At 71.9% G+C, this 11975-nt stretch carries 11 protein-coding genes and 1 pseudogene; 7 read left to right on the plus strand and 5 right to left on the minus strand.

Features of this window, described 5'->3' with window-relative positions:
- The first annotated feature begins 1 nt into the window (after window position 1).
- Genes efeB through ACIRF9_RS07355 form a run of 3 tightly spaced genes read left to right on the plus strand, consistent with a single transcriptional unit; the run spans window position 2 to window position 3086 of the window.
- Window positions 2-1249: an iron uptake transporter deferrochelatase/peroxidase subunit gene (gene efeB, locus ACIRF9_RS07345; RefSeq protein ID WP_403817694.1), complete on the plus strand. Its 1248-nt coding sequence runs from the start codon at window positions 2-4 to the stop codon at window positions 1247-1249.
- A 3-nt stretch (window positions 1250-1252) separates the two neighbouring features.
- On the plus strand, window positions 1253-2137 hold the full coding sequence (gene efeU, locus ACIRF9_RS07350) for an iron uptake transporter permease EfeU (protein ID WP_403817697.1): 885 nt from the start codon (window positions 1253-1255) through the stop codon (window positions 2135-2137).
- Entirely contained in the window at window positions 2085-3086 is a 1002-nt protein-coding gene (locus tag ACIRF9_RS07355; RefSeq protein WP_403817700.1) for a hypothetical protein, read from the plus strand. Before efeU ends, ACIRF9_RS07355 begins: the two co-directional genes overlap by 53 nt.
- 69 nt (window positions 3087-3155) lie before the next feature.
- On the opposite strand, the gene ACIRF9_RS07360 is transcribed toward ACIRF9_RS07355, so the two are convergent.
- The 3 genes from ACIRF9_RS07360 to ACIRF9_RS07370 form a co-directional block, all read right to left on the minus strand.
- Window positions 3156-3887: a bifunctional DNA primase/polymerase gene (locus tag ACIRF9_RS07360; protein WP_403817703.1), complete on the minus strand. Its 732-nt coding sequence runs from the start codon at window positions 3885-3887 to the stop codon at window positions 3156-3158.
- Window positions 3888-3983: 96 nt separating this feature from the next.
- On the minus strand, window positions 3984-4607 hold the full coding sequence (locus ACIRF9_RS07365) for a TetR/AcrR family transcriptional regulator (protein ID WP_403817706.1): 624 nt from the start codon (window positions 4605-4607) through the stop codon (window positions 3984-3986).
- Between the two features lie 16 nt (window positions 4608-4623).
- Window positions 4624-5619 carry a Gfo/Idh/MocA family protein gene (locus tag ACIRF9_RS07370; protein WP_403817709.1) on the minus strand — a complete coding sequence of 332 codons (996 nt, stop codon included), beginning with the start codon at window positions 5617-5619 and terminating at the stop codon, window positions 4624-4626.
- 87 nt (window positions 5620-5706) lie between these two features.
- Here ACIRF9_RS07370 and ACIRF9_RS07375 point away from each other — a divergent pair, with 87 nt between their 5' ends.
- The 3 genes from ACIRF9_RS07375 to ACIRF9_RS07385 are packed head-to-tail and all read left to right on the plus strand — an operon-like array spanning window position 5707 to window position 9144.
- Window positions 5707-6990, plus strand: a complete 1284-nt coding sequence (locus ACIRF9_RS07375) for a multidrug effflux MFS transporter (protein WP_403817712.1) — start codon at window positions 5707-5709, stop codon at window positions 6988-6990.
- Window positions 6945-8111, plus strand: coding sequence for a serine hydrolase domain-containing protein (locus ACIRF9_RS07380; protein WP_403817715.1), 1167 nt, complete (start codon window positions 6945-6947; stop codon window positions 8109-8111). The genes ACIRF9_RS07375 and ACIRF9_RS07380 overlap by 46 nt, the downstream gene beginning before the upstream one ends.
- 46 nt (window positions 8112-8157) lie before the next feature.
- Window positions 8158-9144: a small ribosomal subunit Rsm22 family protein gene (locus tag ACIRF9_RS07385; protein WP_403817718.1), complete on the plus strand. Its 987-nt coding sequence runs from the start codon at window positions 8158-8160 to the stop codon at window positions 9142-9144.
- 3 nt (window positions 9145-9147) lie between these two features.
- On the opposite strand, the pseudogene ACIRF9_RS07390 reads toward ACIRF9_RS07385, so the two are convergent.
- Window positions 9148-9552: pseudogene (locus tag ACIRF9_RS07390) on the minus strand (alkaline phosphatase D family protein); the annotation flags it as partial.
- Between the two features lie 112 nt (window positions 9553-9664).
- On the opposite strand from ACIRF9_RS07390, the gene ACIRF9_RS07395 reads away from it, so the two are divergent.
- Window positions 9665-10444, plus strand: coding sequence for an SDR family oxidoreductase (locus ACIRF9_RS07395; protein ID WP_403817721.1), 780 nt, complete (start codon window positions 9665-9667; stop codon window positions 10442-10444).
- 246 nt (window positions 10445-10690) lie between these two features.
- On the opposite strand, the gene ACIRF9_RS07400 is transcribed toward ACIRF9_RS07395, so the two are convergent.
- The gene (locus tag ACIRF9_RS07400; protein ID WP_403817724.1) at window positions 10691-11926 is read right to left on the minus strand and encodes a D-alanyl-D-alanine carboxypeptidase family protein; all 1236 of its coding nucleotides are present in this window, start codon (window positions 11924-11926) and stop codon (window positions 10691-10693) included.
- Window positions 11927-11975: the final 49 nt, after the last annotated feature.

Raw genomic sequence — 11975 nt, forward strand, 5'->3', positions numbered from 1 at the left:
CATGACCGAGACCCAGGGCAGCAGTCCGACCCGTCGTTCGCTGATCGGCTGGGGCGGTGCCGGGCTCGCGCTCGGCGCCGTCGCGGCCGCCGGCGCGGTGGCGATGACCCGCACCGGCGACGACGTCGAGCCGACGGCCGCCGAGACGGGCGCCGCCGTCGCCTTCCACGGCGTCAACCAGGCCGGCATCGCCACCCCCGTGCAGGACCGGCTGCACTTCGCCGCGTTCGACGTGGACACCACCGACCGCGCCGAGTTCGTGCGGATGCTCAAGGAGTGGACGGCGGCCGCGCACCGGATGACCGCCGGGAAGACGGTCGGTGACGGGGCGTACGGCGGACTCGCCGAGTCCCCGCCGGACGACACCGGTGAGGCCCTGGGGCTCAAGCCGTCGCGGCTGACGCTCACCATCGGCTTCGGCCCGTCCCTCTTCGCGAAGTTCGGGCTGGCCGACCGGCGTCCCGACGCGCTCGTCGACCTGCCCAAGTTCGCCGGGGACGCCCTGGACGCGAACCGCTCCAACGGCGATCTGTGCGTCCAGGCCTGTGCCGACGACCCGCAGGTCGCCGTGCACGCCATCCGCAACCTGGCCCGGATAGGCATGGGCAAGGTCTCCATCCGCTGGTCGCAGCTCGGGTTCGGCAAGACCTCCTCCACCACCCCGGAGGCGCAGACCCCGCGCAACCTGATGGGCTTCAAGGACGGCACCCGCAACATCGCCGGGACCGAGACCGACCGGCTGAAGAAGTTCGTGTGGGTGACCGAGAAGGACGGGCCCGACTGGATGGTGGGCGGGTCCTATCTCGTCGCCCGGCGCATCCGCATGCACATCGAGACCTGGGACCGCACCCCCCTGCAGGAGCAGGAGGACATCTTCGGGCGGGACAAGGGCGAGGGCGCGCCGGTCGGCAAGGCGAAGGAACGCGACGAGCCGTTCCTGAAGGCGATGAAGCCCGACGCGCACGTACGGCTCGCGCACCCCGACTCCAACCACGGGGCGACGATCCTGCGCCGCGGCTACTCCTTCACCGACGGCACCGACGGTCTGGGGCGGCTGGAGGCGGGCCTGTTCTTCCTGGCCTACATGCGGGACGTGAGCAACGGATTCATCCGCATCCAGCGCAATCTCGCGACCGACGCGCTCAACGAGTACATCCAGCACGTGGGTTCGGCGGTCTTCGCCGTGCCGCCGGGCGTCCGGGACAAGGACGACTGGTGGGGCCGGACGCTGTTCTCCGAGGAGGCCTGAGCCGTGTTCTCCAACTATCTGATCGGACTGCGGGAGGGCCTGGAGGCCTCGCTCGTCGTCTGCATCCTCATCGCCTACCTGGTGAAGACGGACCGCCGGGACGCGCTGAAGCCGGTGTGGACCGGTATCGCCATCGCCGTCCTCATCGCGATGGGCTTCGGCAGTGTCCTCGAATTCGGCTCCCAGGAGCTGACGTTCCAGGCCCAGGAGGCGCTCGGCGGGTCGCTGTCCATCCTCGCGGTGGGACTGGTGACCTGGATGGTGTTCTGGATGCGGCGCACCGCCCGGCACCTGAAGTCGGAGCTGCACGGCAAACTGGACGCGGCCCTGCGCCTGGGCACGGGCGCCCTGGTCGCCACCGCGTTCCTCGCGGTCGGCCGGGAGGGCCTGGAGACCGCCCTGTTCGTGTGGGCGTCGGTGCACGCGGCCGGCGACGGCACCCCGCGCCCGCTGATCGGCGTGGCCCTGGGCCTGGCGACGGCGGTGTTCCTCGGCTGGCTGTTCTACCGCGGGGCGCTGAAAATCAACCTCGCGAAGTTCTTCACCTGGACGGGCGGCATGCTCGTGGTGGTGGCCGCGGGCGTGCTGGCGTACGGCTTCCACGACCTTCAGGAGGCCGACTGGATCCCGGGTCTGAACAGCCTCGCCTTCGACATCAGCGGCACGATCCCGCCGGACAGCTGGTACGGCACGCTGCTGAAGGGCGTGTTCAACTTCCAGCCCGATCCGACGGTCGTCCAGGTCACGGTGTGGCTGCTGTACCTGGTCCCGACGCTCGCGCTGTTCCTCTCCCCGGTAGGGTTCGCCTCCGGGAAGGGGAAGGTGAAGGCACCTGATGACGCGTCTGACGACCAGGGATCACGGCCCTCGAAGGCTTCGCAGGCTTGAGCGGAGGGCACTGATAGCGGCCTCCGCGACCGCTTTGTCGTTGACGGCGAGCGGTTGTGTGGTGGTGCACGGGGAGCGCGAGGTGCTCCCCTCGGCCACCCGGGCGGAAGCCGCGAAGGCGTTGCAGCAGTTCACGACCGCGTACAACAAGGCCGACAAGGCGTACGACGGTTCCCTGGACGCCGAGTACACCACCGGCGCCCTCGGGGCCATCGACGCGGCGCGGTTGAAGGCCGGGAAGGCCAACAACCCGGACGGCAACCCGCGGCACACCCCGCTGGCGCTGTCGGACGTGACGTACACGATCCCCAAGAAGGCGGGCTGGCCGCGCTGGTTCGTCGCCGACGCCAAGGCCAACAAGGGCGGTGACGCCCGCTGGGTGCTGGTGTTCACCCGCGGCGACCTCTCCGAGCCGTGGCAGGCGGCGTATCTGACGCTGGTCACGCCGGGGGCGATGCCGGAGTTCACCAAGGACAAGGACGGCTGGGCCGAGGCCGTACCGGCGGACTCCGCCGGACTGGCCGTGTCCCCCGAGGACTTGAGCGAGGACTACGCCGGCTATCTGCAGGACGGCGGGGGCACGTTCGCGGACGGGGCGTACACCACTGACCTGCGCACGACCCGTGCGAAGAACGCCGAGCAGCCGGGGCTGGTGCAGCAGTACATCGACGAGCCACTGACGAGCGGCGCGTTCGCTCCGCTGGCGCTGCGGACGGCGGACGGCGGGGCGCTGGTGTTCTTCTGCACGCACCACTACGTCAAGCAGACGGCCGCGGCGGGGGCGTCGGTGCCGGCGCTCAACGCGAGTGTGCGGGCGTTGACCACCGGGGAGGTCAAGCAGACCCTGACGATGGAGTTCGTGGCGAATCAGATCGTCGTGGATCCGGCGAAGGGGGCGGTGTCGATGCTGAGCCGGTTGGAGGGGTTGACCGGCGCGAAAGGGGAGTGAGGTAGTCGTTTGTCTGCGGGCCGGATGTGGCTGGTCGCGCAGTTCCCCGCGCCCCTTAGGGAGTTGCAGTCACCGGCGTAGAGGCCATGCCGTCGATGCCTGGTCCTGGCCTGCGTGCCTTGCGCAGGCGTCCGTAAGGGTCTCCAACAGGGTCAGCGGGTCCGGTAGCGGGTGCTCCGGGCCCCGTACCCAGTGCACGGAATGACCGTCGTCGCCGGGCAGGCGGGCCGGGGGTACGAGGACGTAGGAGCCGCGGCAGTGCCAGCGTAGGCCGGGGTGTTCGTCCATGGTCTCGGGGTGGCAGTCCAGTTCGCAGGGCCACCACTCGTCCTCGTCCTCGGGGGTGCCGCGGGTGAGGGTGAAGAACAGCAGGCGGCCGTCGTCGCTCTCGGCGACCGGGCCGACCTCGATGCCGGCGCCGAGCAGCCGCTCCAGTGCCTCGCGGCCGGCCTCCAGCGGTACGTCGAGGACGTCGTGGGTCATGCCGGTCGCGGTGATGAAGTTGGCCTGCGGCTGGTGGCGGGCCCAGCGCTCGATCTGGGCGCGGTCGGTGGTGGACTGGGTCTGCCAGGCGAAGGAGATCGGGTGGCGGGCCGGGGTCGGACAGCCGACGCGGTCGCAGGAACAGCCGTAGCCGGCGGCCGGGTGGGCGGCGGGCGCGAGGGGCAGCCCAGCCCCGGCGGCGGCGAGCAGCAGGGCCTCACGGCCGCCGTCGCCGGCGGCTTCCGTCGAGCCGCTTCCGCGCAGCCACTGGGTGAGTCTGCCCCGCAGACCGCTCGGGCCGCCGAACTCCGCGCTCATCTGTCCCCTCGCCTCGCTGTGGTGCGGACAGCATGCCTTATGGTCCCATCATCCTGCGCATCGGGGGTCCCGTACCCCCAATCGGGGCAAAGCCCGTCAGCGGGGTGCGAGTCCGTACAGGGCGTAGTCGACGAGGGTGTCCGTGTAGTCGTACGAGATCGGTCCCGTGTACTGGAGCCAGCGCTGGGCGAGGGGGGAGACGAAGAACTCGAGGGCGATGCGCGGGTCGATCTCGGGGCGGACCTGGCCGGCCTCCTGCGCCGCGCGCAGCCGGTCGACGTACAGCTGAAGGGCCGGTTCCATCAGCTGGGTCATGAACTCCCGGCCGACCTGCTCGTTGACCACGCCCTCGGCGGCCAGGGCCCGGGAGGGTGCCTCGAACCTGGGGTCCTTCAGCTGGTCGACGGTGGCCCGCAGTACGGCCTTGATGTCGGCGGCGAGGTCGCCGGTGTCCGGGATGGCGTAGGGCTCCTGGCCCGCCTCCCGCGCCGCCTGTGCGCTGAGGTCGAGGAACGCCTCCAGCAGGACGTCCGCCTTGGACCCCCACCACCGGTAGATCGTCTGCTTGCCCACGCCGGCCCGTGCGGCGATGCCCTCGATGGTCGTCTTCGGGTAGCCGACCTCGCCGACCAGCGCGAGGGCCGCGTCGTAGATGGCGCGGCGGGACCTCTCGCTGCGACGGCTGGTGTCGGGGATCTGTCTGACGGGCTTGGTGACCATGGGTCGACGGTACGGCCTACTCGTGGGGGTAGCGCACCCCGATCCGGTCCCGCACCGCGTCCAGCGTGCGCATCACCGCGAGGGTGCCGTCGAGCGGGACCAGCGGGGACTCGGTCTCGCCGGCCCGCAGGGCGCGCATGACCTCGCGGGCCTCGTGCCGGAACGTGGTGCGGGGCCCGTCGGCCGGGTCGGCGGTGAACTCCTCGGGGTCGCGGCCGGCGCGGTGCAGGACCAGACGGTCGGGGTGGAAGAAGCCGGACGGGATGTCGATGCGGCCGCGCGAGCCGGTGACGGAGGCGGTGGTGCCGGTGCCGCCGGTGACCGAGCAGTGCAGGGCGGCCAGCGCGCCGGAGTCCCAGGACAGCGCGAGGGCGGTCTGGAGGTCGACGCCCTCGGCGGAGAGGACGGCCTGGGCGGAGATGCCCGAGGGTTCGCCGAGCAGGAGGTGGGCGAAGGAGACCGGGTAGACGCCGAGGTCGAGGAGGGCGCCGCCGCCCTGGGCGGGGTCGCGCAGCCGGTGCGAGGGCGGGAACGGGCCTTCGAGGCCGAAGTCGGCCTGGACCGTGCGGACGTCACCGATCGCGCCGTCGTCGACGAGCGCCTTGAGGCGGCGGATGACCGGGTTGCAGTACATCCACATGGCTTCCATCAGGAAGCGGCCGTTGTCCCGGGCCAGCGCGACGAGTTCCTCCGCCTCGCGCACGTTGAGCGTGAACGGCTTCTCGCACAGCACGCCCCGGCCTGCCTTCAGACACATCCCGGCGGCGGTGCGGTGCGCGGAGTGCGGGGTGGCGACATAGACGACATCGATGTCCTCGTCCTCGGCGAGCGCGCCCCAGTCGCCGTGGGCCCGGGGGATCCCGAAGCGCTCGGCGAAGGCCCGCGCCGAGGTCTCCGTGCGCGAGGCGACCGCGACGACCTCCGCGTCGGGCAGGTCGATCAGGTCCGCCGTGAAGGCGGCGGCGATCCCGCCGGTCGCCAGGATTCCCCACCGCACCGTGTCCGTCGTCATACCCCGCCCGCCCTCGTGGCCGTACCAGCAGTCCGTTCGAGCTGAGAGCATAGGTGGCGGAGACAGGGCAGAGGGAGGGGCGGCCGTATGCCGGAGGGCGGGGCGATACCGAAGGTGTCGGAGACGGCGGCCGCGGCCGCGCCCCCGCGTGCGCGGCGCCGGACCGGTCTGCTGGTCACCCTGGTGCTGGGCGGTCTGACCGCCACTCCCCCGTTGTCGATGGACATGTACCTCCCGGCCCTGCCGGAGGTCACCCGCCAGCTGCACGCGCCCGCCGCGACCGTCCAGCTGACGCTGACCGCCTGTCTGGCCGGCATGGCGCTGGGGCAGCTGGTGGTCGGGCCGATGAGCGACCGGTGGGGGCGCCGGCGCCCGCTGCTCGCCGGTCTCGCGGTGTACGTCGTGGCGACGGTGCTGTGCGCCCTCGCGCCCACCGTGGAGCTGCTGATCGCGTTCCGGCTGGCCCAGGGGCTCGCGGGCGCGGCCGGGATCGTGATCGCGCGGGCCGTGGTCCGTGATCTGTACGACGGTGTGGCGATGGCCCGGTTCTTCTCCACCCTGATGCTGATCTCCGGGGTGGCGCCGGTGGTGGCGCCGCTGATCGGCGCGCAGATCCTGCGGGTGACGGACTGGCGGGGCGTGTTCGCGGTGCTCACCGTGGTGGGGCTGGCGCTGGTCACGCTGGTGTGGGCGAGGCTACCGGAGACGCTGGAGCCCGCCGAGCGGCACGCGGGCGGGGTCGGCGAGGCGCTGCGGTCGATGCGCCGGCTGCTGGCCGACCTGCCCTTCACCGGCTACATGCTGACCGGCGGCTTCGCCTTCGCCGCGCTGTTCGCGTACATCAGCGCCTCACCGTTCGTGGTGCAGGAGATCTACGGCGCCTCCCCGCAGACGTTCGGTCTGCTGTTCGGCGCGAACTCGGTCGGGCTGGTGCTGGTCGGGCAGATCAACGGCAAGGTGCTGGTGGGCCGGGTCCGGCTGGACCGGGTGCTGGCCGTCGGTCTTTCGGTGGTGGCGCTGGCCGCGACGGCGCTGCTGCTGATGGCGGCCGGAGCGTTCGGCGAGGTGGGCCTGACCCCGGTGGCGGCGGCGCTGTTCGTGCTGATGTCCGCGATGGGTGTGACGCTGCCCAACGCGCAGACCCTCGCCCTGATGCGGGTCCGTCACTCCGCCGGGTCCGCCTCCGCGCTCCTGGGCACGTCCTCCTTCCTCATCGGCGCGGTCGCCTCCCCGCTCGTCGGGATCGCCGGTGAGCACACCGCCGTCCCGATGGCCGTCGTCCAACTGGTGGCCGCACTGGTGGCGCTGGCCTGCTTCGTGGGAATGTGCCGTCCCTGGAAGGACACGGGGGCGGAGGGAGCCGAGAACTGAGCGCGCCGAGACTGCGTGTCGACACCCCGGAGCGGGCGGGGCTCGACCCCGAGGAGATGCGCCTCCTCGTCCTCGACGTCATGGACCTGACCGTCGGCGACCGGCCGTGGGCCGCGGGGGCGGTGGTCGTCGCGGGACGCGGCCCGGTGATCGCCGTACAGGAGGCGGCGGGCTGGGCGGTGCGGTACGAGGCCTACGACGCGCGGGCCGACGCCGGTGTGGAGCTGCCGCCGGCCGCACGCGTCCCGATGACCGTCGGCACCCCCTTCGACCTGGCGTCCCTCACCAAGCTGTTCACCTCGGTGGCGGCCGTCCAGCAGATCGAGCGGGGCACGCTGGGCATCAACGCCCGTGTCGGCGCCTATCTGCCGGACTTCCGCGGGGCCGCCGCCCACGACGTCACCGTCCGCCAGCTCCTCACCCACACCTCCGGGCTGCGCCCCGAGCTTCCGCTGTACGCCTGCGCGGACGACACCGAGCGGCTGGAGCTGCTGCGCGCGGAGACGCCGATCGGCGAGCCGGGGACGTACGTGTACTCCGACCTGAACATGCTGCTGCTCCAGCAGCTCCTGGAGCGCCTCACCGGGCGCACCCTCGACGTCCTGGTGCACGAGGGGATCACCCGGCCGCTGGGGATGACGTCCACCCGGTTCGGGCCCTGCCCGGGCGCGGCGGCCACCGAGGACCAGCGGCGGCCGTGGGCCAAGGCGGACCGGGGGATGCTGCGGGGCGTGGTGCACGACGAGAACGCGTGGGCGCTGGGCGGGGTGGCCGGTCACGCGGGCCTGTTCTCCACGGGCCGTGACCTGGCCGTCTTCTGCCGCACCCTGCTCGCGGGCGGCTCCTACGGCCCCGCGCGCGTCCTCGGCCCGGACTTCGTGGAGCTGCTGCTGACCCCGCCGGGGCTGGGGTTCGCCGTGGACCAGCCGTGGTTCATGGGCGAGCTGGCCGGCGAGGGCGCGGCCGGCCACACGGGCTTCACCGGGACCTCACTGGTCCTGGACCCGGCGACGGACACCTTCGCGGTGCTGCTGGCGAACACGGTGCATCCGGTACGGAGGGTGCCGGACAGTTCGCCGCGGGCGCTGGTGGGGACGCGTCTCGCCATGGGCGTCCGGTGAGACCCTCTTTGTTCGAGTGGTGTCCGGGACCTGAGAAAATCGGCGGGTGAACGTCTCCGTATCCGCCGCCGAGACCCTCCGTGCCGCTCTCGGGGAACTCCTCGACGGTCTGCCGCCCCGGCAGGCCGCGCAGGCCGTCGAGCGGCTCATCGCCAACTACCGGGGTGCCACCCCGACCGACGCGCCCATCCTCCGCGACCGCGCGGACGTCGCCGCGTACGCCGCGTACCGGATGCCGGCGACCTTCGAGGCGGTGCGCTCGGCGCTGGAGGCGTTCGCGGACGCCGTACCTCAGTGGACGCCGGGCAGCCACACGGACGTGGGCGGCGGGACGGGCGCGGCGACCTGGGCGGTGAGCGCCACCTGGGAGGGCACGCGCCCGGTGACCGTGCTCGACTGGGCGGAGCCCGCGCTGGCCCTGGGCCGCGAGGTCGCCGCGGCGAACCCGGCGCTGCGGGACGCCCGCTGGCAGCGCGCCCGCATCGGCTCCTCCCTGGCCCTGGAGGCGTGCGACCTCGTCACCGTCTCCTACGTCCTCAACGAACTGGCGGCCCCCGACCGCGCCGCCCTGGTCGACGCCGCCGCGACCGCCGCTCAGGCGGTGGTGATCGTCGAGCCGGGCACCCCCGACGGCTACGCCCGCGTGATCGAGGCCCGCGACCGGCTGATCGCCGCCGGTTTCCGGGTCGCCGCGCCCTGCCCGCACAGTGCCGCCTGCCCGATCGTGCCCGGCGAGGACTGGTGCCACTTCTCGGCGCGGGTCAGCCGCTCCTCCCTGCACCGTCAGGTCAAGGGCGGCTCCCTGCCGTACGAGGACGAGAAGTTCTCGTACGTCGCCGCCGCCCGCTTCCCCGTCTCCCCCGTCGCCGCCCGGGTGGTCCGGCGGCCGCAGATCCGCAAGGGGCAGGTGCTCCTCGACCTGTGCGAGACCGAGGAGCGGCTGCGCCGGACGACGGTGACGAAGAAGCACGGCGACCTGTACAAGGCGGCCCGCGACGCGGACTGGGGCGACGCCTGGCCGCCGGTCGACTAGGAGCTAGGCCGGCTTGAGGCCCTGGTCGCCGATCTCCGTGACGAAGGACGCGGCGGTGCCGACCGGGGCGCCCTGCGTGGTGACGTAGGGGACGGTCCTGAAGTCGGCGCGGGCCAGGTCGCGGCCGAGGGAGACGGTGACGTAGCCGCGCCGCCCGTTGTAGAACCTCAGGTGCGGGTTGGCCGTCATGTAGGTGTTCCAGTTCGACGGCTTGTCGGAGCCGTTGCGGCCGCTCGCGATCGAGGTGGCCACGATCTCCGTGCCGAGGGTGCGGGACGCCGGGTCGTCGAAGTCGTCCTTGATGTCGAAGGCGTACCCGACGTGCACGTCACCGGTGAGGACCATCAGGTATGTGCGGGTGTCATCCGGTCCTCCCCTGACGGTGGTGTCCCTGGCATTGGAGTGGCCGGGGACGACCCGGAAGCATCGCGAGATTGACACGTACACAACAGTCGAATGGCGGACCGGCGAGTTCCGCATGCCGGACGGCACATTCCGGCCTGCCGTACGCTGCGGCCTCATGAACGCCGAGCAGAGTGCTGACAACGCTGGACAGGGCAAGGTCGCGGTCGTCACGGGCGCCGGTTCCGGGATCGGGCGGGCCGTCGCCGTGGAACTGCTGCGCGCGGGCTGGTCCGTGGTGCTGGCAGGCCGGCGCGCCGAGACCCTGGAGGGGACGGCCGCGCTGGCACCCGAGGGCGCGAGCCTCGCCGTGCGGACCGACGTCTCACACCCCGATGACGTGACCTCTCTCTTCGCCGCCGTACGCGAGCGGTTCGGGCGGCTGGACCTGCTGTTCAACAACGCGGGGACGTTCGGGCCGGGCGGCGTGCCGTTCGAGGAACTCCCCTACGACGCCTGGCGGCACGTGGTGGACACCAACCTCAACGGGGCGTTCCTGTGCGCGCAGGCGGCGTTCCGGCAGATGAAGGAGCAGGACCCGCGGGGCGGACGGATCATCAACAACGGCTCGATCTCCGCGCACACACCCCGGCCGCTGTCGGCGCCGTACACCGCGACCAAGCACGCGCTGACCGGCCTGACCAAGTCGCTGTCGCTGGACGGACGGGCGTACGGCATCGCCGTCGGACAGATCGACATCGGCAACGCGGCGACCGACATGACGGCCCGGATGCGGACGGGCGCGCTGCAGGCCAACGGTGAGATCGCGCCGGAACCGGTGATGGACGTGGCGGACGTGGCGCGCACGGTGCGGCACATGGCGGAGCTGCCGCTGGAGGCGAACGTGCAGTTCGCGACGGTACTGGCGACGGCGATGCCGTACGTGGGGCGTGGCTGAGCGGGCCCCACGGGTCGTCAACTCCTCAACTTGCACAAGTGGAATTTGGCCATCCGGCCCATTGCGGCCGGTCGCGGACCTATGCTCAACTCTCCTACACAAGAGCTTCACATTTGGAGCACGAGTGCTCCGTGTCTTGAGCCATACCGAGGGGGGAGGGGCAGCCGCTCCACGGCACCGGATGGGGGTGGATCTCGCATGGGACCGCGGGATGCGCACCGGGGTCGTGGAGCGGCTGCCGCAGTTCTATTGCGGTGTGTCGGGTTCGGGGTGGGGGGTTCCGTTCGTTGCGGGCTGCGGGTCCGTTGTGGCTGGTCGCGCCCCGCGGCGGAGCCGCATATGGACAGGGCCCCGCGCCCCTTCGGGTGGGTCAGCTGCACGGCGTTTGCGTAGCACGTATGCCCCACTTGCCAGCAACGCCAGCGCTCCCCCAGCGCCTGCGGTCACTCCCCAGCCGCCCGAGCCGTCACCCTCACCCGCCACAGCCGCCTCTCTGGGCTTGGCCGACGGAGACGCACTCGCCCCTCCCTCGCTCAAGGGCTCGACCAGCTTGCCCACCGGCGCCGCCGAACTTCCCTTGCCGAAGCCCCAGTCGAGGAGGGCGGCCGTCTCCTCGTAGACGGCGTTGTTGCCGCTCTTGGGGTGGAGGACGGTGACCAGGAGGGTGCGGCCGTCGCGGGTGGCGGCGCCGGTGAAGGTGTTGCCGGCGTGGCTGGTGTAGCCGTTCTTGACGCCGATCATGCCCTCGTACGGTGTCACCCCGTACGTCCCCGACAGCAGCCGGTCGGTGTTCTCTATGCGGAACGTCTTGCGGCCCCCGGCCGGGAAGTCGACGGCCTTGGTGGAGCAGTAGGCGCGGAAGTCGGCGTCCTTGAGGCCGTGACGGGCGAAGAGGGTGAGGTCGTAGGCGGAGGAGAGCTGACCGGTGTGGTCGTAGCCGTCGCAGCTGACGACATGGGTGTCGAGGGCCTGCAGGTCGGCGGCCTTGGCCTGCATCTCGGCGACGGACTTCGCGACGCCGCCGTTCATCAGGGCGAGCACGTGCACGGCGTCGTTGCCGGAGCGCAGGAACACGCCCTGCCACAGTTGCTCGACGGTGTAGGTGGCCCCGGGCTTGAGGCCGACGAGGCTGGAACCGGAGGGGATGTCCGCCAGGTCCGCGTCGGTCACGGTGTAGCGCTCGGTGCGCTCGAGCTTCCCCAGCAGGGTGTCCGCGAACAGCATCTTCAGCGTGGAGGCGGGCGCGAGGCGCTGGTGCGCGCGATAGGAGGCGAGCACCTCGCCGGTGTCGTGGTCGGCGAGCAGCCAGGCGCGGGCGGTGAGCTTGTTCGGCAGACCGGTGGTGAGGGTCGCCTGGACGCCGTCGCGGGCGAGCCGGGCGCCGCCGATCACCGTGCCGGTCGCGGCTGCGGCGGGGAGGGCCGCGGTGAGGGGGGCGAGCGCGGTGAAGGACAGCAACGAGCGTCGGGAGAATGCGTGCACGGCGGGACCGTACAAGGGGATCCTGTGCACGGCCAAACACTGCGATCCG

This window comes from Streptomyces sp. NPDC096132 (genome assembly GCF_044763345.1).
GTDB lineage: Bacteria > Actinomycetota > Actinomycetes > Streptomycetales > Streptomycetaceae > Streptomyces.